Origin of the sequence: Pseudoalteromonas sp. KS88 (genome assembly GCF_004766475.1) — a bacterium.
GTDB lineage: Bacteria > Pseudomonadota > Gammaproteobacteria > Enterobacterales > Alteromonadaceae > Pseudoalteromonas.
In genome coordinates this window covers 354613-376326 of the sequence record NZ_PYHV01000007.1, presented here as the reverse complement: position 1 = coordinate 376326, position 21714 = coordinate 354613, and the positions used below count along the sequence as shown (strand labels likewise).

Sequence of the window (21714 nt, the reverse complement as noted above, 5' to 3'; positions counted from 1 at the left end):
TTCAAACTAGTTAGGTGATGTAATGGAAAAAGTATCCAGTTTGTCAAACAGTCAACCCAGTGGATGGCTTATAAAAATTTATAAAAAACTGGTGTTTGGTGCATTTAATAGCATCGAAACTGGTCGTATATCTTTAATCGATGGCAACGATGTTAATCATTTTGGTGATGATAATGAAAAAAAACTAGCGGTTAAAGTGGTTGTTAATGATCAGGCAATGTATAAGTCATTTGCGCTTTCAGGCAGTGTTGGTGCTGGTGAGTCTTATATTTTGGGTCATTGGGAATGTGATGACCTAACAAAGCTGATTGAGATTTTTGCTATAAATCAATCACAATTAGATGCCTTCGAGAAAAAATTCGCTTTCTTTAGCAACATCTTTTTTAGATTTAATCACATTCGGAATAAAAATTCTGAAGATGGTTCTAAGAAAAACATTGTTGCTCATTACGATTTAGGTAATGATCTGTATTCTTCTTTTCTAAGCACTGAAATGCTTTATTCAAGTGCAGTTTACCCTTCACAAAATGCTTCTCTCGAACAAGCACAAAGCCACAAACTTGATTTGATTTGCCAGCAAGTGGATTTACAGCAAGGTGATAAGGTAATTGAAATAGGCACGGGGTGGGGCGCTTTTGCAATACACGCGGCTTCTCATTATGGTTGTCATGTTACTACGACAACTATTTCGGATGAGCAACACGCTTACGTGGCGCAGAAAATAAGTGAGCTTGGATTAAAAGATAAAATAACCCTACTAAAGCAAGATTACCGATTACTAGAGGGTAAATTTGATAAATTGGTTTCGATTGAAATGATTGAAGCTGTAGGTCATGAATACTTACCCAGCTTTTTCAAAAAATGTAATGACTTGCTTAAAGATTCGGGTGCTATGTTGATTCAAGCAATCACCATTGCAGATCAACGTTACAAGCACTATTTAAAAAATTCTGATTTTATTCAGCAGTATATTTTTCCCGGTGGTTGCCTACCTTGCATTGATGAAATGAACAAACAAATTAAGCATCAATCAGATATGGTTGTGCACAGTGTCAAAGACATTGGTGTGCATTACGCTAGAACTCTCGCTGACTGGCGCACGCGTTTTATTGCAAGTTGGCCTGAAATTGATAAAGCAAAGTTCGATCAGCGCTTTTATAGGTTGTGGTTATTTTATCTTGCTTATTGTGAAGGGGCATTTAGAACGCGCGTAACAAGTACAGTGCATCTTGTTGCTAGAAAGCCACGTTTTACTCATTCAGGTGATGGCATTGCGCTCGATTATTAATTTTGTTTTATTTCAAGGGGTCTGGTTTCTGGCCTTACTCCTCGAAAATAAAGCGTTATTACCAATTTGCGGCATAGTTATTTTGATGCTTTTTCTTTCCCAACAGAAGAAGCAGGATATGTTTTTACTGGTTATCGGGCTTTGTATTGCCTTGGTTTTTGAGTTTGTAATGGTTAAATTTGAGTTGCTAGGTTTTAAAACCTATCCATTTCCGCTTTGGTTTGTGTTGCTGTGGAGTGCTCTTATTTTAACGATTAATACATCGATGCAATTTCTAACACGGCTACCTTGGTATGTAAGTCTTTTTGTATGTGCCTTGTTTGCACCAGCAAGTTATTGGGCAGGCGCTAGATTTGATGTGATCACAGTTGCACAGCCAATTTGGTTTTTCTGGTTGGCGTATGGCCTGTCATGGGGTGTAATGTTCAATTGTATTTTAGTAACAAACAAGCTCATAAAATCAAAGATAAATAGCACGGCTATTCCCCCTCACGCTTAGAAATATTCATCCATTGTCAAATAAGGATTTGTTATGCGCGTTTTACTTATTTTTTTGTCTTTATTCTCACTTGGAGCATTTGCAAACTCTGCTGCTAGTACTGACTTTAAGTTAGTAGGTGAAGGCCGTTTTGAGTATTACTTTTGGGATGTTTATGACGCTAAACTGTTATCACCCACGGGGAGTTATGAGTTTGGGCAACACCCCTCACAATTATCTTTGACTTATTTACGCGATTTTGCTGCGAAAGATATTGTTAAAGCAACCAATGAGCAATGGGAACACTTAGGCAAAAAAAGTTTAATAAATAAATACGATGATACTTTATTAGAGTTATGGCCTGATATTAAAGAGGGCGAAACACTTACTTTTAGAACAGATGATGCAGGAAATGGCACGTTTTATCACAATGATAAGAAGCTAGGTGGAATTGAAGATGCTACTTTTGCAGATGACTTTATGGCTATTTGGTTATCACCTAATACATCAGAGCCTGCTATGCGAAACCAATTAATAGGGAAGTCCAAATGAAACTACTAAATACTGCAATCTTACTTATTTTGTTTTTGTTTTTAGCCAGTTGTGCCGCTCCTGATGTTGAGCATTACAAAGGTAGTTCGCCAGAGTTTAATTTTAAACAGTTTTTTAATGGCAAACTTAAAGCGTACGGTGTAGTACAAGACTTCAAAGGAGAGTTAACCCGCAAACTTGTTGTTGATATGGAGGCTAGCTGGGAGGGCAATGTTGGTGTCATCGAGGAAGACTTTATTTACGACGATGGTGAAACTCAGCGACGTGTGTGGACTATTACACTAAATGACGACAATACTTTAACTGGAACAGCCAGTGATGTATTGGGTATTGCTAAAGGCGCGAGTAGTGGCAGTGTATTTCATTGGACTTATTCGTTAGAGCTTTTAGTCGATGGTAGCCAGATTGAGGTTAATTTTGATGATTGGATGTATCAGGTAACTGATTCTCGGTTGATAAATCGTACTTCAATTGATAAGTTTGGCATTGAGGTTGGTGAAGTAACCCTTGTTATAGAAAAAGTTGAATAATTTTAAATTTAAATATGGTTATATTTAGGCATTATTTTGCTTTGAATTGTTGTTTATTGTCGCTTTTTGACGACAATAGTTATAAATTTTGCACATTTTTTAATAATTTACGCAAAAATGGCAATTTGCTGTTGCCATCAGTTTAAAAATGCATAAAGATAGGTTTTGCGAAGGCAAAATAATAACGAATAGGAATTTAACAAATGAATAAAGCTCAATTAGTTGAAAAAATCGCTACTGATGCAGAAATCTCTAAAGCAGCAGCTACACGTGCACTTGATGCATTCACTGGTGCAGTGACAACTTCATTAAAAGAAGGTAATTCAGTCGCACTAGTTGGTTTTGGTACTTTCTCTGTAAAAGAGCGTGCTGCACGTACAGGTCGTAACCCACAAACAGGTGCGGAGATTCAAATTTCAGCTGCCACTATCCCAAGCTTCAAAGCAGGCAAAGGTCTTAAAGACCAAGTTAACCCTTAATAGAGTTATCTGAACAAATAAAAAAGGGCTGTTAAGCCCTTTTTTAGTGTCTGTTAAGCTTTAAGCGCTTTGTCTCCCCTGCCAATACCAACGGCTCCAGAACGAACAACTTCTATTACATCAGTTTCATGTCGTAATGTATCTAGAAAAGACTCTATTTTGTCTGTGCTACTTACCAGTTGCAAAGTATAGCTGTTTCTACCCATGTCTAAAATAGCACCTTGAAATACATCCACGACACGAGTTACAGCAGCACGTTTAGTTTCATCTTGAGCAAAAACTTTAACTAACAACAATTCACGCTCAATATGCGCCATTTCTGTAAGATCAATAATTTTTAGAACATCAACTAGTTTATTAACTTGTTTTGTAATTTGTTCGACTATTCTGTCATCACCAAGTGTTGTAATTGTAATGCGTGACAGTGAGTGATCATCGGTTGTGCCTACCGTCAAACTATCTATGTTATAAGCACGTTGCGAGAATAAGCCTACTATACGTGATAGTGACCCAGGCTCATTTTCTAATAAAATTGATAAGATACGACGCATTATGCTTTCACTCCTTTACGCAACCACATTTCATCTACTGCACCAAGCTTTATTTGCATTGGGTATACATGCTCTTTTTCATCAACACAGATATCAAGGAATACTAGCCTGTCATTAATAGACATTGCTTTTTCAATAGCCGGCTGTAATTGATCCAAAGTGTCTACGCGAATACCCACATGGCCATAACTTTCAGCTAATTTAACAAAATCAGGGAGTGAATCCATATATGATGATGAATGTCTTCCGCTGTACATCATATCTTGCCATTGTCTTACCATGCCTAAAGAACGGTTATTTAATGAAACAACTTTAACAGCAAGATTGTATTGTAAGCAGGTTGAGAGCTCTTGAATATTCATCTGAATCGAGCCATCACCGGTGACACAAATAGACTCTTTGTCAGGGAATGCTAACTTAACCCCCATAGCAGCAGGAAGACCAAACCCCATGGTGCCTAGGCCGCCAGAGTTAATCCATTGGCGCGGGTTTTTAAAAGGGTAGTATTGAGCAGCAAACATTTGGTGCTGACCCACATCTGAACTGATATATGCATCGCCGTTAGTCGCTTTATATATTGCTTCAATTACCGCTTGAGGTTTTATTTTTTCACCTTCAGTACTGTAGCTTAAGCATTTTTGCTCGCGCCAACTTATAATTTGTCGCCACCAATCTTCTTGCGCGCTACGGTCAATATTGATTGAGCTCTTATCAATTGCCGTCTGCAGTTGTTCAAGGACTGTGGCTAAACATCCTACAACAGGGATATGTGCTTTTATTGTTTTAGAGATAGAAGTGGGATCAACATCAACATGGACAATTGTTGCATTGGGGCAAAACTTCTTAACATTATTTGTTACTCGGTCATCAAAACGTGCGCCTAATGCCAAAATAACATCAGCATTAGCCATCGCTTTATTTGCTTCCAAACTGCCATGCATGCCTAGCATACCAATAAAGTTAGGGTGAACGCCTGATATACCACCTAAGCCCATTAAAGTGTTTGTTATCGGTGCATTTAGTGACTCTACCAGGTGTGTTAGTTGCTCAGATGTATTAGAAATAACAATACCGCCACCTGAATAAATAACTAACTTCTTAGCCTCAAGAATCGCATTTACGGCTTTGCGTATTTGTTTAGAGTGACCTTTTGTGTTCGGGTTATATGTGCGTAACTCTGTTGATTCAGGGAACTTAAAATCATATTTAATAGAAGGGTTAAGCATATCTTTTGGCAGTTCAACAACCACGGGGCCTGGTCGTCCAGTGCTGGCAATATAAAATGCTTTTGCCAATATAGCGGGGATTTCCTCTGCACTTCGACAGTTAAAACTGTGTTTTACGATAGGGCGTGAACAACCGACAATATCGGTTTCTTGGAATGCATCATCACCGATTAAACTGGTAGGTACTTGACCTGACAAAACCACCATAGGGATTGAGTCCATGTAGGCTGTTGCTATGCCTGTAATACAGTTTGTAGCGCCAGGTCCGGAGGTTGCCAGTACGACACCTACTTCTCCTGTTGCACGGGCATATCCGTCAGCCATGTGTGTTGCTGCCTGTTCATGACGCACTAAAATATGTTCAACATCATCTTGTTGAAATAGCGCATCATATAAATCTAAAACGGATCCGCCTGGGTAGCCAAAAATATATTTAACCTTTAACTCTTTTAATGCCCGAACAACTAGCTCAGAACCATTATATTGCTGTGTACTCATCCTCATTCCTCTGTGTACCTAGGGTCTGTTGACCTTTGCAAATTTAACCTTGAAAGGTCAACAGACCCTAGTATTTTTTTGGTATTTTATTTACCAAGTCGTATTTCAATGCATAAAAAAACCCCCGTTATTAGCGGGGGTTTTTAAAAAGCGTTTTCACTTTTCAATACATCCCCGCTGGACTTAAGACTAAGACCAGTACGAGTACGTTTACAAAGCGAATTTGATATTTCATTTTAATTTCTTTTTATAAAAATAATGGGTAATAAACCAATACGAATAACGTATATATGATTTTTTGTTCTAATAGGTTATTTTTAAGGCTTTTGTAGTTCAATGTCAACCTAAGAACGTGTTTAATTTGCATTGAAATTTCTTTATTGAGCTTTTTATGGTTGTTTTTTAAATTAAAAGTAAGGAATGGTATTTTTATATGCAGTCTTTATGCATTTCTATATCTTTGCCAACGTTTCATTAATGTGAACATGGTTTTACTTTGCTATTATTACATCATAATCTGCAGTAGGAATTTTTATGAAACGTTTATATGTGATAGTAATTGCTGTTATCTCATTGTTTGTAGGGCATGTAAGTGCTAAACCACAACATTCTAGCCCAACCGATATAGGGGTAGTTAATAAAGAACGAATTCTTTATTGGTTAAACAAGCGAGGTGAGCTGAATGAGCTGCATAATAAGGAAGCTGCAATTGCAAGCTTTATAGGCACCCCAACGCAATATTATCCAAGTAGGCTGCAAAAGAACATTCCGCCCTCGCTAAAAAAAACACAGCATCTTAATAAATCATTTGCTTCTTCACTAACACCAAATGACATCTCAACTACTGTAAAGGTATTGGTTATTTTGGTCGATTTCCCTGATTTGCCCTACGACGAAAATGGCTTAGAGGAATCAGATACAGCGATGTTTTACCCTTTGTATGATAAACAGCATTACCAACACATGTTATTTTCAACGCAAGGTTATGATGGACCGGATGGTCAAACTCTCAATAGCGCTTATCAGTATTATCAACAAGCCTCAGGTAATACGCTTTCATTCACTGGTGAAGTATTTGGTTGGGTACGTGCGGACAAAAATGCCAAAGCTTACGGCGAAAGGGTCGGGGATGATAAAGACATCGATGCACCAAGTTTAGTTAAAGAAGCCGTCGAAAAAGCAGTTGATCAGTTTAATATTGATTTATCGCAATACGATTTAACAGATTTAGATGATATAGATGGTGACGGCATTACAAATGAACCCAATGGTATCATTGACCACGTAATGATTTTTCATTCAAGCGTAGGTGAAGAAGCCGGAGGCGGAGTGTTAGGGTCAGATGCGATATGGTCACATCGTTTCTATGTTTATAATGAACAGTTTCAGCCGAGTAACTTGCCAAACAGTCCTATCGATCTGTTTGGGTATACAATTAATCCACTCGACGCTGGTATTGGTGTTGTTGTGCATGAGTTTGGTCATGATTTAGGTTTACCAGATGAGTATGACTTAAATAATTCAGATATTGGAGAACCGGTTGCATCGTGGTCAGTCATGTCTGGGGGCAGTTGGGCGGGAAACCCTAGGGGGTCTGAGCCCGTAATGTTTAGTCCCTATGCATTGGAGTATCTGCAAAACCGTTACGGTGGTAATTGGTTAAATCAACTTACGTTTGATCTAAGCGAAGTGAATGCACAAACAAATCAGGTGTTACATCACACAAGTGCGACCACAGACGACTTGAATCAAATTAAAGTTAAACTCCCTGCGAAATTAAAATCATTTTTTTCAGCTGTTGAGGGTAAGTTTCAATACTACTCAGGCAATGGAAATAACTTAATTAATACAATGAGGAAGTCAATTGCTATCCCTGCTACGAGTGAACAAACGTTACTTGAATTAACCACTTTTTATGGTATTGAAGATGATTATGACTATGCTCAGGTAATTGTAAATGGCGAAGCGATTTCATCACAATACACAAAGACTAATAACCCATATTATTCTAATTTAGGGCCCTACATAACGGGTGATTCTTTATCAAATAGCGATGCAAAGCTTCCTAACAATTATTTAATACATCAATTTGATTTGTCTGCTTACGCTGGCGAAACAGTTACATTAGAGCTTCGATATGTAACTGATAGCTATGTTAATTATTTTGGTATTGTGTTTGATGACTTAAAATTAATACAGCAGGGGGAAGTGGTTTGGGAAGATAATGCTGAACTAAAGACTAACTTTGAGTTAGCTGGCTTCTCACGTGTCGGTGCTTATATTTACGATACAGCCAAACATTATTATTTACAGTTAAGAAACTACGAAGGGATAGATAGCGGCTTGCAAAAAGAGCAATACTCACCGGGTTTGTTACTGTGGTTATCTAGCACCGATTATGAAAACAACAATACTTCAGAACACCCAGGTGAAGGCTTTATTTTAGTGGTAGATGCTGATCAAAATATGATCGCAAGAGGCGCAACGCAAAGTCCTGCTAATACAGAAATTCAATTAAGGGATGCAGCGTTTAGCCTATATCAGCAACGCCAAGGCTTAGGTGATAACAATCTTGCCGCTATCAGTGAATTTAATGACGCTACTGATTATAGTTTTGCAGTGCAACCACAGTCTGGCGTTAAATTGACACCATTTGGCTTTGGCTTCTCTATTGCTGATCAGGCTGTAGATAATTCAACGATTGAAGTTGACTTAAGCTACTTAGAAAATCTGGGGATAACCTACACGGCAAATGATTTGGCTGTCACATTCGAGGTGAGTGGCTTACAGCTGTCACCAACAGATAGTTTTGAGTGGCAATTTGGCAATGGCGTTAAAAGTGAGGAGTTAAACCCTACCGCAATCTACACGGAATATGGACGTTATTTAGTTACTTTTAGCCGACTCACGGAATCAGGTGAAAAAACGGTTGAGAGCCAAGAAATCCTGCTGACACAGCCTTTAGGTTTCAACGATTTCGAGGCTTCAGTAAATGAAAGTAATTTAACTGGTTTTGTCACTGCGTCGGGTGGTTTAGCACCTTATACCTATCAATGGGACTTTGGCGATGGTAACACCGCATTATCTGATACTGTTACACACAACTATCGTTTTAGCGGCAGTTATGCGATTACAGTAACGGTTACAGATAGTTTAAATCAAACGACAAGTTCTACAAAGAATGTGTCGGCAGTTGTGCCTTTATCTGTCTCAGTCGATTTCACGGCTACTAACTTAGTTGCAGCGTTTAGTGCTCAAGCGACAGGTGGTTTTGGTGACTACACCTACAGCTGGGAATTTGGAGACGGCTCAACAAGCGTGAGTGAATCACCAAGTTATACCTATGGCAGTGCGGGAAGTTATCAAGTAATACTCACCGTAACAGACTCTAAAACCAACCAATCAGTAAACAAAACGGTGACTGTTTCAGTAAAAGAAAAGCAAGCCAGCTCAGGAGGTGGTTCGCTTGGTTGGGCTTTAATATTTGTTTTAGTATTCGTTAGTAGACGCACTTGGTAAAGTTGTAGTCATGAAAAAGGCCAGTTATTAAACTGGCCTTTCAAATTTTAAATCTATGTTTAAATTATAAACGGTCAATTACTGATTGTGTAAAGTCAGTTGTTCCGTGGCTGCCACCTAAGTCACGCGTTGTACGATCCCCAGATTTAATTACCTCAGCAACAGCGCTACGAATACGCTCTGCTGTATCAGCCATTTCTAAATGCTCTAACATTTGAATTGACGCTAATATCACAGACGTTGGATTGGCAAGGTTTTTACCCGCAATGTCAGGCGCGCTGCCGTGAACAGCTTCAAAGATTGCAGTATCTTCACCAATGTTAGCACCTGGTGCCATACCTAACCCGCCAACAAGGCCCGCACATAAATCTGATAAAATGTCACCGAATAAATTAGTTGTAACGATAACATCAAATTCTTCAGGGCTCATTACTAGTTTCATACACGTTGCATCAACAATCATTTCTGTTGATTCAATTTCAGGATAACGTTCAGCAACTTCGCGTGCTACTTTTAAGAATAAACCTGACGTAGACTTTAAGATATTGGCTTTGTGTACAGCCGTTACTTTTTTACGGCCTTCACGCACAGCAAGATCATAAGCAAAGGTTAAGATCTTTTCAGCGCCTTCGCGTGTGATCATTGACATTGCTTGTGCTTCATTACCATCTTCAGAAACGACTTGACCAAGGCCAGAGTACATCCCTTGAGTGTTTTCACGAACTGTAATGATGTCGATGTCTTCGTAGCGTGCTTTTGTACCAACAAATGATTTTACTGGGCGAACGTTTGCGTATAAACCAAATTGCTTACGTAAAGTCACGTTAATTGATGTAAATCCTTCACCCACAGGTGTGGTTAATGGCCCTTTGAGAGTAATTTTATTACGCGCAATGGTATCGATAGTGTCCTGAGGTAATAATTCACCTGTTTTTTCTAACGCGGCTAGACCTGCATCAACGAATTCGTAATCAAAATCGCATCCTGCGGCTTGTAATATCTCAAGAGCTGAATCAATGATACTTGGGCCAATGCCGTCGCCTTTGATTACTGTGATGGTTTGTTTAGCCATGAATTTTTCCTATTAAGCGGTGACGTAAATACATCGCATGTGTTTTTGCGACTGCTTGTTAGATATTTACGTTAATGAGTTTGAAAATTTAAGCGGCTTTTATAGCAATTTATTCAAGAGATTTCCACTAAAACCCGCTAAATTAGGCAATATGTCTAATAAAGTGCGTCTATTATACGCTAGATGACAAATGTAATGGTGGCAATTGTGCATAAAAATTCGTAATGCTCTCCCAGCCAATATCTTTTAAAATACTATCTAGCGTTTGTTTTTGCCAGCTGCTGTTAGTCATGTGGGGCTGATAAACGTTTAATGTAATAACTTTAAGCGCGACCCATAGTTTTGCTTTTACTGAAAGGTGCTGTTTGGTCTGTTGCTCGGCATCAAGTAGCGCTTGTGTCCATGGGTTATCATCCAGTAGTTGTAACAAAAACACGCTTAACTCTTCTACATTATGATTATTTACGCCAAATAGCCAAGAAATTGGCAGGCTAATAGTCGTTTTTGGGTCTTTTTCACACAAGGTTTTGCGACTCAATTTATTACTAGAGTGGGTTAGTAAATAATTTATATACGCATATAAAGGGAGTGATACTTGTTCAAACTGTATTTCTGTTTGTTTACTTAATAATAAAGACAATAAGCGCGTTATGGCTGTTAAGCGCACTTTTATGTGTTCTTTTAATGGGTGACGTTGTATATCAACGAGCTGCTCAAAAAGCACTCGTTGAATAATTGCAGGCGCGTTATCAATTCCCACCATGGTTAAGCAATGGCGTAAGTCCTTTGCGGCCAAATGTTCTTTATTATAGGGTTTGACAGCCTCTTTTAAAATATCAATTGTCTTGGTGTGGCCGTTTAATAACTTTTCTAAATTACGATACGAGTATTCTTTTTGTATTTTCAGATTACCAATCAGCTGAAGAATATTATCTTGCTCATTAATCGGATCACTATCCACTGCAGGTATGTGTTCATTAAACCAAATACTAAATAAAAGTCGTTTATCTTTTGTTGGACGTTGTTTTGCATTGCAATCTAATTTTGCAGCAACACCATGCCATCTTGCTCTTTTAGTATCGTTTAAATCAATAAGAATATGTTTATTATGTGTTTTGCTGCATACATACGTGAGTGACTGTTCTGCAATATTAACATGACTACCAGGTAGGTAAGGGCCAATATTTTCTACTAACTTTTTAAGTGCATTTTGTGCGAAACTATTTGGCGTTCTAATATATATATCAGCAATCGCTTTATATAGATTAACGTGGTCATTAGCCGCCCTGTAAGTAATATTCATAGCAATAATATTGGCCAACGCTACGAGAGTAGTAGCCCCATCGTAAATCATTATTTTTGGCGCACTCAGCAATGCTTGTTTGTATTTGTTTAATGGAGCTAAAATTCGGGCTATATCGGTAGAGGGCAGGTTAGCTGACTGCAATAATTTTACAGCAAGTTGATGACGTGCCTGCCACTGTTTTTTTTCTTCGTTATTTAAAGGCTGTTGAGCGGCAAGTTTGTTAGTTTGAGTTTGAACGCATAGGTAGTTTGTTAAGCAAACGGCTATGAGTTGTTGGCTAACTTGTGAATTGTAATTTAAGCTTTTGCAAAGTGCCGCTACAATAACACACTGATTAACAACTAAGTTTGTAGTGTAGCCAAAATCAGAAACATAGAGGCATAGTTGAGCTTGTAATGCATTTGGATGGGTTTCATATAAATTATAAAACTGTTCAGCCTGCTTAGATAAAAGTGGGTATATTGAGGGCCATTGGCTTTTATTATAATACAAACGTAACATTTCATGGGTTTGTTTAAATAAGTTGGCTAAATGCTGGGGTGTTGGTTGCATAGTACTCGTTTAACTTTTCTGCATAAAGGCGTCATGAGCACTTGGGCCCCATAAAACTAATTCACCATTATTAAATAGAAGTCCGGTGCATTCATCCATGGTTGTTATACCATCTGATTTTATATGTTGAGTACGATAAAACACAATTTGCCATACATCATCGCCACTGCGCTTTGCGAAAGTAAGATCTGGGCTACCTAAATAGTCTAAAACAGTATTCAAGGTTGTTGGCTTTTTGATGCTTAATTTTGTGATGTAACGTTTATTAAATGCTTCTCTGTCTTGCCATATCATGGCTTGTGGGTCATCTTTGTAAAAGGTAATCACTAACGCAGCTATAAGTGCGTAAACACCCAGCCCTAATATGATATATCGAATAACCTTTTTAAACATTTTGCACTCTTAAAGATGATTAAAATAATGCGTTGCTTTAAAGCAATACTTGAATAGATACTACGCAATAATTACTAAAGTATATGCGTAGGTAAAACCCAGAACCAGTTTAACCATTTAACAAAGTCTTAATTGTTTTAAGCTAAACCCTAGATGTATATCAGTTCGTAAACTCACAAGTTGCTTTGATATAATATAGTCTTGCATTCCTGCATCCAACTTATTTCTTAGCGCTTGTGAAATAGTTTCATCGGAAATTGCATCGGCAATATTTTGATGCTTCCTGATTACCTCTTGTGCAGTTTTAAGGCCAATGCCTTTAATACCGGGAATGTCGTTGGTCTTATCACCAGCAAGTGCCCAAAAATCGATTAATCTATCCTGTTCAACGGCAAAGCGCTCTAATATGGCATTTCTTTCAATATATTCTTTCTTAAAATAATCGTAAATGTGAATATTTTCACTCAATGCCGGTAAAAAGCCTTTATCAGTAGATACAATTGTACTTGAAACACCATGTAATGCAGCTTTATGAGCTAGAGTTGCAATAATATCGTCAGCTTCATCGTTATCGGGTGCAAATACAACAACCCCAATTTCCTCAATTGCACTTATGAACTGTGTTAAGTTCTCTTTAAGCAAGGTCGGCATTGGGGCACGACTATTTTTATATTGTGGGTAAAAGTGATAACGCCAACTTTTATTGCCATCAAAAACAGCGATGGCATGGGTGGCATTCGTTACACGGAGCAGCTTTTTACATGCCTGTGCCACGCGTTGGCAACAAGTGGTAATCATTTGCTGTTCACTGTACTTATTTTGATTACTATCAACAGCATAGATGCGCCTTATTAAATTAAGCGCATCTATTAAAAGTAATTGTCCTGACACGGTTTTCTCTTCTAAGCCTTTATTTCGTAACACGGGACATACTTTGAACCAGGAAGTTTCATTCTACCTTGTTCAACAAATGCTTTAAGTAACTTATCCATGTTTTTCATGAGCGCAGGCTCACCACTAAGAATAAATCGACCATGTTGTTTAATTGCTTGAATACCTTCATCTTTAACGTTTCCAGCCACAATTCCAGAGAATGCACGACGAAGATTAGCCGCCAGCAATTGTTTAGGTTGATCAAGGTGTAAATCAAGTCCTGACATGTTTTCGTGGGTAGGAGCAAACGGTTGCTGAAAGTCATTATCAATTTTTAGTGTCCAATTAAAATAATAAGCATCACCTACACTTTTTCTATAATCACGTACTTGAGACATAGATGATTTTAACTTAATTGCTACTTGCGCAGGGTTATCAACAATGACTTCAAACTTTTCTAGTGCTTCACTTCCTAATGTTAACTCAATAAACTTACATAACTCTTTGAAATAGTCTGCACTTTCTTTAGGGCCCGTCAGAATAACAGGTAATGATTGTTTCTGATTATCTGGGTGCAATAAAATACCTAATAAGTACAGCAGTTCTTCAGCAGTCCCAGCACCACCGGGAAAAATAATTATGGCGTGAGCTGTGCGAATAAACGCCTCAAGACGTTTTTCAATGTCTGGCAGTATAACCAGTTCATTTACAATGGGGTTAGGTGGCTCAGCAGCAATGATACTTGGTTCAGTTAAACCTAAATAACGATTATCGGTATTACGCTGTTTGGCATGACCAATGGTGGCTCCTTTCATAGGTCCTTTCATAGCGCCTGGGCCACAACCTGTACAAATATTTAAACCGCGTAAGCCTAATTCATAGCCAACTTGTTTCGTATACTTATACTCGATTTCATTAATAGAGTGACCACCCCAACAAACAATCATACTAGGATCAGAGTTAACTCTTAACGCACCGGCATTACGCAGCATGTCAAATACCATGTGGGTAATTTTTTTTTGTTCTGTTAAGTCTTTTTCGTATTTTTGACAAATAAATAGTATGTCGCGAATAACTGAAAAAATATGTTCATGGATCCCAGTGATTATCTGACCATCAACGAAGGCTGTTTGAGGTGGGTTTTCTAGCTCAATTTTAATACCACGTTCGCGGATTAACAGGCGAATATCAAAATCTTGGTATTTATCATATATCTCAGAGCTTGAGTCCGTATGGCTGCCGACATTTAATACTGCGAGTACACAATTTCTAAATAAAGTGTACCGCTCACTTGCAGAGGATTGCTCTAATAAATCAACTTCTAATTGCGACAGTAAATCTAACACGCCTGTAGGGTTTAACTGAATTAACATAGGCATTCTCCTTGCTGACTGTTATTACTTTTTATGTTAAGAATTGATACATAGCTTGTCTCGGCCAGATTTTTTGGCTTTATATAAAGCGTCATCAGCGCGATCAAATGCGATTAGCGGCGTATCTCCTTTTTTGAATTGAGTGGCTCCAACTGATACGGTGATCTGTACGCTCTTGTTCTTAAATTTGAACGGAATCGATTTAATTGCTTGTCGAAGTTTCTCAAGTGGTGCTGTTGCATGCTCCACAGACATCCCTGGCATAAGTAATACAAACTCTTCACCGCCGTAGCGCGCGATAAAATCCGATTTTCTAATCGACATTTGCAGTGCTTTAGCAATCACCTGCAGTGTTTTGTCACCAGCACTATGGCCATATTGGTCATTGATTGATTTAAAGTGGTCAACATCAATAACAACCAAAGTAAAATCAGATTCTTGCACAGAGAAAAGGTGAAATTCATGGTTAAACCTTTCATCAAATGCAGCACGGTTTGGTAATTTAGTTAGTCCATCAAGTAAACTTTTAAACCGTTGTTCATGCAATCGTTTTTTGTATTTAGAGAGTTTACTTTCTAAACTACCAACACGGGTATTTATATCATGGAAGTTTTTAATAAGGGCTTGTCGGTCTTCTTGCTCAAGGCGCTCTTTTGCAATTAAATCGTGACTTAGCGATTTTAGTTCATTATCTACAAGTGCTTTTAAAGATGATATAGATGTCGCATCTTGAGTCTGTTTTGTTAAATTTACTATTTTGCTTTCAATGCGTTTATTAAGCGTCTCGAATTCAGTACTCATAGACTCTGAATGTTTGCTAGTCGCTACAATTGAATGATGGAGATCTTCAAGTGTCTGATTGAGCGATACTAAAAAACTTTGCGCAGATTGGCGTTCATCGCTAATGTTTGTGGCAACAATTCTAATTATTTCAATTGCTGAGGTCAGTAAATCTTCAACTGAATCTGTTTCTGATATTTTATTCTTAATGGCCTTAACATTGTCAGCGGCTTCATCTTCAAAAACAAGGTCATTGGCCAATGTTAAAAGCTCTTTAGCTAACCTAGGTTGAGTAATTGAATCCTCAGTATTTTTGACAGAAAGTTTGACGTTTAGGGCTTGGTTATATATAGATACCAGCTTATTTAGAATCGGTATAAAATCGTTAGTCGATTGAATTTCATTTAATTGGTGATCCAACAAATGGCGTAACATGCGGCGGGTATCATCAGGTAAACCTTTGGTTTTTTGTAATAACTTACCAGCGGTTAAAACACTCGTGTGCAGCTCTCGTTGATGCGATAGTTGCTGTGCTTCTTGGTTTTTTAAAAGGCTCAGGATTTCAGCGATCAGTGGTGCTAAATTCTCAAAGTCGACACCTTTACTCAGGGCGCTTCTAAATTTGGCTAAACGGTTATCCAATTCGATATCCATACCTTTGCAACTTAATGAAAGCTTAGCTGCAAAATTTGTCAAAGTATCTACTTGTTGCTTTCGAGCAGTTTCAAGTACCTTTCTGGTATCGATAGCTTGTTTAAGCTTTTTATTTAAAACTTCGAGCTGGCCTGACACTAATACTTACCGCCATAAAATTTAATCATTTATAAGCGTAAGTTTACAACAAATTTGGCACAAATGTAGGTGCTAAGTCAAAAACTTAGTATTTGATGTTGTTTTTTATTCATCGAACCTAAACTGTGGTCATCTTATCGCTTTTATTACACATCATTTCACTTCATTGATAGGCTCTTATTTATTAAATTTTAAATTAGTAAGAGTTCCCATGAAAAAGTTATTAGCCATGTCGCTTGCGACTGCATTCTCGTGCTCAGCTTGGGCTGATGTGAATTATTCATTATCCATTTCAGAGCCTGAGCATCATTTAGGCAATGTTAGCGTTGAGTTTCCTGTTTCAGCTCAGGCCCATTTAGATATTAAATTGCCTGCATGGCGAACGGGCCGCTATGAAATTTTAAATTTAGCGAATGGTGTACGCTACTTCGACGCAAAAGATGAGAACGGACAAACTCTTAAATGGGAGAAAATAAATGCCAGTACGTGGCGTGTTCATTTAAATGATCCAACCAGCGTAAAAATTGATTACCAAGTCTATGCCAATGAATTAGGTAAACGAGCTCGCCATATAGATGATAGCCATGCTTTTATCGATGCATCAGGTTTTTTTATGTTTAGTGAATCATTTCGACAGGAGCCTGTTACCGTGAATCTAGACGTACCTAAAGCATGGCGATCTGTGTCGGGTATGGACAATGCTGGCTCAAAAAATAGCTTTAAAGCAGCTGATTACGATGTACTTGTTGATTCGCCGATTGAAACAGGGATTAATAAGCTTCATAAATTTGAGGTAGACGGACGAGATTACGAATTAGTTATTTGGGGCGAAGGTAACTACGATGTTGACTTGATGCTAACTGACCTTAAAAAGCTGGTTAAAACAGGAAATATTATTTGGGACAATTACCCATATGAACGTTATGTGTTTATGATTCACGCCACATCGGGTGCTGGTGGTGCAACTGAGCATTTAAACTCAACTATAATCCAACGCCCTCGAGATAGGTTTGGCTCGCGAGATGATTACCTTGCTTTTATAAGCACCGCTGCTCATGAGTTTATTCATACTTGGAATGTTAAAGCATATAGACCAGAGGGTTTGATGCCTTACGACTACACAAATATGAACTTTGATAAATTGTTATGGATTGCGGAAGGGTCAACAAGTTATTTCGAAGATCATTTACTCGTGCGTTCAGGTATATCAACCACCGATGAATTTTTCAAAACCTTGACTAAAACAGTTAATCGTCACTTGGCTACGCCAGGGCGCGAAGTACAAAGCGCGAGTGAAACTAGCTTTGATAAATGGATTAATCAGGGGGGCGATCATGCACGAAATTATGGCACGAATATTTACTTAGAAGGTGCATTAATTTCGATGGCGTTAGATATAGATTTGCTTGAAAAGAGCCAAGGAAAACAAAGTTACCGTGATGTACATCGCGCTCTATATAATAGCTACAAAATGCCTCATGGGTTTACTGCCACTGATGTAAAAACAATTTTGCAAGATTTAACCGGTCGTGATTATAGTGATTGGTGGGCTAGCAATGTAGATAGCCCAGTTGCTATTGATTTTGATAAGTTGTTAGCAAAAGTAGGTTTAATTCACACCCGTCCAGCGGGGGCAAAGCCGCAAGCGAGTATTGATAGTTTTGCCAAGAATACGGGCGAGTTATTAACGCTTACTCATGTTCGTCGTGGTGGGGCTGCTTGGCAGGCTGGTTTAACGACAAATGATAAAATTGTTGCTATTGAAAAAAAGCACGTAGGTAAAGATTTAAAAGCAAGCTTAGAAACGTTTAAAGCAGGCGATACAGTTTCGATTGATTTTATACGTCGAGATGCATTGCAAACGACGACAATAACGCTAAGTGAAGGCTTTGATAAAGCGAAAAAGATAACAGCAAATGCTGATGCAACAGAACAACAAATGGCGTTGTTTAAAGCATGGATAGGTGTAGATCACCCACATAAGACTCAGTAACCAGAACTCTGGAGGTTAAGGGGGTGATTCGTGATTATTATCAATGTATTAGTACATCTCTTAACCCTAGTTCAGGTTAAATAATTAACTTGGTTTTTCAAATAGAAAGGAGCTCAGGCTCCTTTTTTGTTTGAAATGCTCTTGGTGTATTTCGTTTATAAACTCGCTGGTTGCTTTTTTATTATTAATATTGGCTATTAATTGTTGATACTTTCTTTTGAAAAAGGCTTTTTTCACCTGCTTTTCGCTTCTAACATGAATGTCACTCTCTTGTTCTGTAGATTGAATGACAGGAAAGGGCATAAGCGAATAACCACATACACCGGTTTCCCAAATATGCTGTAAATCACAATCAATAGGTCTGCCAAATTTTTCTGTTGCTGCCAGTAGCTGTTTCGCGCCATGATAACTTATTGCCGTAGCGCAGCACCCTGACATCAGCTTTTTGTGTACCACTAAAGAGTAGCCATCATCTAAAGTTTTTTGATAAGCAATGCGTCGCTTTCGCCCTTTATATGCACAAAGTTTAATTAATTGCCACTGCATTTCTAATTTATTAATACGGTTAATTGCCGCGTGTATATCGCTTGTTAAGTTAAAGTCATCTTCAAAAATTAATGCATAATCAAGCTTTTGATCAACAATTGCTTGCCATGCTTTGCGGTGACTTAAATAACAACCGATTTGCCCTCTACTTAATGGGTAATGGTAGTTTTTTTTATTTAAGGTTTCACAGTAATGCTTATTAATCTGGGCTTGTGACAAGGTCGCACCATCAATTGCATCTATTTTGGTGAAGGAAAGTTCGTGCTTGTTAAACTGCATTACGCTGTTTGCCAAGCGTTGCGGTGAACGCTCAAGGTTAATTAAAAAAATAGGGGGCATAAAACACATTCAACATAAGATAAGATTTTACAATATGTTAATGAGGGCATGTGACACATCTATGGCAAGTTTATGTCATATTAATTGCAATGAAGGTAAGTTTATTTCCTTTTGACGTTATATTATAACTATTAGTCGCAGAAAGATTGACCTGTTCAGTGATTGGCGCGTACCCTATTTATGACATAATAAAAAAGGATTGAAAAAATGCGTTTAAAACCTCTTATTGCACTGTGTGCTTTGGCATTTACTGGCACATCGTTTGCTGATGAAGGTATGTGGCAACCACATCAACTCCCAGAGCTTGAATCTGTATTAAAAGCGAAAGGGCTTGAGATTGATGCAAAATCAATTTCTAAATTAACCGAATTTCCAATGAATGCAGTTATAAGCTTAGGTGGATGTACTGCATCGTTCGTATCACCTAAAGGCTTAGTGGTAACTAATCATCACTGTGCTTATGGTTCTATTCAATACAACTCCACACCAGAGAACAATATTTTAGAAAATGGCTTTTTAGCTAAAAAAGCTTCTGATGACTTACCTGCAGCCCCAGGTTCGCGCGTCTATGTTACAGAAACCGTGACCAACGTGACTGATAAAGTCATTAAGGGTACTGAATCGCTTAGCGCAAAAGCTCGTTACGATGCACTTGAGAAAAACCAAAAGCAACTGGTAGCTGACTGTGAAGCGGATGATAATTACCGTTGTAATGTATATTCATTTCATGGTGGTTTAGAGTTTTACTTAATAAAATCATTAGAAATTAAAGACGTTCGTTTGGCCTATACTCCAGCAATGGGTGTAGGTAAATACGGTGGTGATATAGATAACTGGATGTGGCCGCGACATACTGGTGATTTTGCATTTTACCGCGCCTATGTTGGCAAAGACGGTAAACCGGCTGAATACAGTGAAGACAACGTGCCATTCGTGCCTGATTCATATCTGAGCGTCAGTGCAAAAGGCGTGCAAGAGGGTGATTTTGTCATGGTGACAGGCTACCCTGGGCGTACCAATCGCTATCGCATTGCTGCAGAAGTTGATTATGTATTTAATACCAGCTACCCAAAAGCCCGTATCCATAATACGAAGTATGTTTCATTAATTGAAGAAAATGCTGAAGATGGCAGCAAAGCGCGCATTGCTTATGAAAGTACTATCGCAGGGTATAACAATTATATTAAAAACTACGGCTCAATGATTGAAAGCTTTAATAAAGGCACGATGTACGAGCGTAAAAAGCAGTTTGAACAAGCGTTAACAAACTGGATAAACAACGACCGAAGATTAAAAAGGCAATACGGCAGCGTATTGGCTGAACTTTCGGCATTAGTTGAACAGTCACAACAGCATAACGAACGTGATCGTATGTTGGGATATGTACATCGTTCACAAATGATCAGCACAGCTCGTCGTTTATATCGTTTAGCATATGAAAAGCAAAAACCGAATAGTGAGCGTGAGTCTGGTTATCAAGAACGTGACTTACCAAGACTAGAAGCAGGCTTAAAGCGTATGACTCGTCGCTTTGATGAAGGTGTTGATAAAGCAATCTTACTGCACTTTTTAGAGCTGTATGCTGCACTGCCGAAACAAGAACGGTTTGCTGAAGTTGATCAAGCATTTGACTTGCAAAATGGCTTTGATAAAACAAAACATAAAGCACTACTCGATAGCATGTACGCGAAATCATCACTTAATGATGAAGACACTCGTTTAAAATTAGCTGAAAAGCCATTTGCGCAAATTAAGAAAAGTGATGACCCATTTATTCAGTATGCTGATGCCATCTTTAAGGTAATGAAAGCCCAAGAAGATAAAGACAAAGCACTTGCAGGCAAACTTCAAGCCGCACGTCCAAAGTTAATGGCAGCGATCATTGCATTTAATAAAGCGAAGAATAAACCTGTGTATGCTGATGCAAATAGTACGCTTCGCGTAACCTATGGCACAGTGGGTGGTTATTCTCCACAGGATGGGTTGGTTGCAACACCGTTTACGTCGCTTGAAGGATTACTTGCTAAAAATACCGATGTTGAACCGTTTAATGCTCCTCAAAATTTGCAAAAGCAAATTAAAGCTAAATTATATGGCGACTACACTGGCGGCATGAACACAGTACCTGTTAACTTTTTATCGAATGTTGATACTACCGGTGGTAACTCAGGATCGCCTACGCTAAATGGTAAAGCGGAACTTGTAGGTTTACTGTTTGATGGCGTATACGAGAGTATTATTGGTGACTGGGATTATAACCCTGCATTAAATCGCTCAATTCATGTTGATTCACGTTATATGTTGTGGGTAATGGATAAAGTTGATAACGCGCAAAACTTGCTAGACGAAATGAAGATCGTTAAGTAATAGCAAAAATATATTTTTATCCAAAAAGCGTTGATATTAATCAGCGCTTTTTTATTTATTTCAGTTTCTTATAAAAATCCTTCCTTATCCTATACAACTCATATTTTACATTTTTGTTCATTTATTAATAAAAATTGTTTTACTTTGGTTACTGGTATGTTAAAAAGTAACAGTTGCTTTTTTATTAATAGTTACAAAGTAACAAAA

The 21714-nt window shown here is 38.1% G+C and carries 17 protein-coding genes; 8 read left to right on the top strand and 9 right to left on the bottom strand.

What is annotated here, in order from left to right:
* Positions 1–22 precede the first annotated feature (22 nt).
* The 5 genes from C7Y70_RS05110 to C7Y70_RS05090 all read left to right on the top strand — a co-directional run bounded on the left by C7Y70_RS05110 (position 23) and on the right by C7Y70_RS05090 (position 3327).
* Positions 23–1288, top strand: a complete 1266-nt coding sequence (locus tag C7Y70_RS05110; protein WP_135473618.1) for a cyclopropane-fatty-acyl-phospholipid synthase family protein — start codon at positions 23–25, stop codon at positions 1286–1288.
* A complete protein-coding gene (locus C7Y70_RS05105; protein ID WP_135473673.1) occupies positions 1266–1787 on the top strand; it encodes a DUF2878 domain-containing protein in 522 nt (173 codons plus the stop codon). Before C7Y70_RS05110 ends, C7Y70_RS05105 begins: the two co-directional genes overlap by 23 nt.
* A gap of 33 nt (positions 1788–1820) precedes the next feature.
* Positions 1821–2318, top strand: a complete 498-nt coding sequence (locus C7Y70_RS05100) for a chalcone isomerase family protein (protein ID WP_135473617.1) — start codon at positions 1821–1823, stop codon at positions 2316–2318.
* On the top strand, positions 2315–2848 hold the full coding sequence (locus tag C7Y70_RS05095; protein WP_135473616.1) for a DUF3833 domain-containing protein: 534 nt from the start codon (positions 2315–2317) through the stop codon (positions 2846–2848). The genes C7Y70_RS05100 and C7Y70_RS05095 overlap by 4 nt, the downstream gene beginning before the upstream one ends.
* 203 nt (positions 2849–3051) lie before the next feature.
* A complete protein-coding gene (locus C7Y70_RS05090) occupies positions 3052–3327 on the top strand; it encodes an HU family DNA-binding protein (RefSeq protein WP_058559313.1) in 276 nt (91 codons plus the stop codon).
* Between the two features lie 53 nt (positions 3328–3380).
* On the opposite strand, the gene ilvN is transcribed toward C7Y70_RS05090, so the two are convergent.
* Positions 3381–3878 carry an acetolactate synthase small subunit gene (gene ilvN, locus C7Y70_RS05085; RefSeq protein ID WP_099293450.1) on the bottom strand — a complete coding sequence of 166 codons (498 nt, stop codon included), beginning with the start codon at positions 3876–3878 and terminating at the stop codon, positions 3381–3383.
* On the bottom strand, positions 3878–5602 hold the full coding sequence (locus tag C7Y70_RS05080) for an acetolactate synthase 3 large subunit (protein WP_135473615.1): 1725 nt from the start codon (positions 5600–5602) through the stop codon (positions 3878–3880). The genes ilvN and C7Y70_RS05080 overlap by 1 nt, the downstream gene beginning before the upstream one ends.
* 534 nt (positions 5603–6136) lie before the next feature.
* On the opposite strand from C7Y70_RS05080, the gene C7Y70_RS05075 reads away from it, so the two are divergent.
* A complete protein-coding gene (locus C7Y70_RS05075) occupies positions 6137–9121 on the top strand; it encodes an immune inhibitor A domain-containing protein (RefSeq protein ID WP_135473614.1) in 2985 nt (994 codons plus the stop codon).
* Positions 9122–9185: 64 nt separating this feature from the next.
* Here the strand turns inward: C7Y70_RS05075 and C7Y70_RS05070 are convergent, their stop codons facing one another.
* From C7Y70_RS05070 to C7Y70_RS05045, 6 genes are all read right to left on the bottom strand, one after another.
* Entirely contained in the window at positions 9186–10193 is a 1008-nt protein-coding gene (locus tag C7Y70_RS05070) for an isocitrate dehydrogenase (protein WP_135473613.1), read from the bottom strand.
* Positions 10194–10365: 172 nt separating this feature from the next.
* Positions 10366–12051 carry a hypothetical protein gene (locus tag C7Y70_RS05065; protein WP_135473612.1) on the bottom strand — a complete coding sequence of 562 codons (1686 nt, stop codon included), beginning with the start codon at positions 12049–12051 and terminating at the stop codon, positions 10366–10368.
* A gap of 9 nt (positions 12052–12060) precedes the next feature.
* Positions 12061–12444 (bottom strand): DUF3192 domain-containing protein, encoded by a 384-nt coding sequence (locus tag C7Y70_RS05060; RefSeq protein WP_099293440.1) that lies wholly within the window; start codon positions 12442–12444, stop codon positions 12061–12063.
* Positions 12445–12561: 117 nt separating this feature from the next.
* Positions 12562–13335: a flap endonuclease Xni gene (gene xni / locus C7Y70_RS05055; protein ID WP_135473672.1), complete on the bottom strand. Its 774-nt coding sequence runs from the start codon at positions 13333–13335 to the stop codon at positions 12562–12564.
* Positions 13336–13346: 11 nt separating this feature from the next.
* Complete coding sequence (ppnN, locus tag C7Y70_RS05050; RefSeq protein ID WP_099293438.1) at positions 13347–14690, bottom strand: nucleotide 5'-monophosphate nucleosidase PpnN; 1344 nt, start codon at positions 14688–14690, stop codon at positions 13347–13349.
* Between the two features lie 36 nt (positions 14691–14726).
* Complete coding sequence (locus C7Y70_RS05045) at positions 14727–16262, bottom strand: diguanylate cyclase (RefSeq protein WP_099293436.1); 1536 nt, start codon at positions 16260–16262, stop codon at positions 14727–14729.
* Between the two features lie 211 nt (positions 16263–16473).
* Between C7Y70_RS05045 and C7Y70_RS05040 the strand changes: the two genes are divergently transcribed.
* The gene (locus tag C7Y70_RS05040) at positions 16474–18255 is read left to right on the top strand and encodes a PDZ domain-containing protein (protein WP_135473611.1); all 1782 of its coding nucleotides are present in this window, start codon (positions 16474–16476) and stop codon (positions 18253–18255) included.
* Positions 18256–18339: 84 nt separating this feature from the next.
* Here the strand turns inward: C7Y70_RS05040 and C7Y70_RS05035 are convergent, their stop codons facing one another.
* Entirely contained in the window at positions 18340–19140 is an 801-nt protein-coding gene (locus C7Y70_RS05035) for a glycosyltransferase family 25 protein (RefSeq protein WP_135473610.1), read from the bottom strand.
* Positions 19141–19347: 207 nt separating this feature from the next.
* On the opposite strand from C7Y70_RS05035, the gene C7Y70_RS05030 reads away from it, so the two are divergent.
* Positions 19348–21507 (top strand): S46 family peptidase, encoded by a 2160-nt coding sequence (locus tag C7Y70_RS05030; protein WP_135473609.1) that lies wholly within the window; start codon positions 19348–19350, stop codon positions 21505–21507.
* The last annotated feature ends 207 nt before the right edge of the window (positions 21508–21714 follow it).

Excerpts from the sequence above, each read along its gene's own strand:
- C7Y70_RS05110 (WP_135473618.1), top strand. The coding sequence starts at position 23 with ATGGAAAAAGTATCCAGTTTGTCAAACAGTCAACCCAGTGGATGGCTT.
- C7Y70_RS05105 (WP_135473673.1), top strand. The coding sequence starts at position 1,266 with ATGGCATTGCGCTCGATTATTAATTTTGTTTTATTTCAAGGGGTCTGG.
- C7Y70_RS05100 (WP_135473617.1), top strand. The coding sequence starts at position 1,821 with ATGCGCGTTTTACTTATTTTTTTGTCTTTATTCTCACTTGGAGCATTT.
- C7Y70_RS05095 (WP_135473616.1), top strand. The coding sequence starts at position 2,315 with ATGAAACTACTAAATACTGCAATCTTACTTATTTTGTTTTTGTTTTTA.
- C7Y70_RS05090 (WP_058559313.1), top strand. The coding sequence starts at position 3,052 with ATGAATAAAGCTCAATTAGTTGAAAAAATCGCTACTGATGCAGAAATC.
- ilvN (WP_099293450.1), bottom strand. The coding sequence starts at position 3,878 with ATGCGTCGTATCTTATCAATTTTATTAGAAAATGAGCCTGGGTCACTA.
- C7Y70_RS05080 (WP_135473615.1), bottom strand. The coding sequence starts at position 5,602 with ATGAGTACACAGCAATATAATGGTTCTGAGCTAGTTGTTCGGGCATTA.
- C7Y70_RS05075 (WP_135473614.1), top strand. The coding sequence starts at position 6,137 with ATGAAACGTTTATATGTGATAGTAATTGCTGTTATCTCATTGTTTGTA.
- C7Y70_RS05070 (WP_135473613.1), bottom strand. The coding sequence starts at position 10,193 with ATGGCTAAACAAACCATCACAGTAATCAAAGGCGACGGCATTGGCCCA.
- C7Y70_RS05065 (WP_135473612.1), bottom strand. The coding sequence starts at position 12,051 with ATGCAACCAACACCCCAGCATTTAGCCAACTTATTTAAACAAACCCAT.
- C7Y70_RS05060 (WP_099293440.1), bottom strand. The coding sequence starts at position 12,444 with ATGTTTAAAAAGGTTATTCGATATATCATATTAGGGCTGGGTGTTTAC.
- ppnN (WP_099293438.1), bottom strand. The coding sequence starts at position 14,690 with ATGTTAATTCAGTTAAACCCTACAGGCGTGTTAGATTTACTGTCGCAA.
- C7Y70_RS05040 (WP_135473611.1), top strand. The coding sequence starts at position 16,474 with ATGAAAAAGTTATTAGCCATGTCGCTTGCGACTGCATTCTCGTGCTCA.
- C7Y70_RS05035 (WP_135473610.1), bottom strand. The coding sequence starts at position 19,140 with ATGCCCCCTATTTTTTTAATTAACCTTGAGCGTTCACCGCAACGCTTG.
- C7Y70_RS05030 (WP_135473609.1), top strand. The coding sequence starts at position 19,348 with ATGCGTTTAAAACCTCTTATTGCACTGTGTGCTTTGGCATTTACTGGC.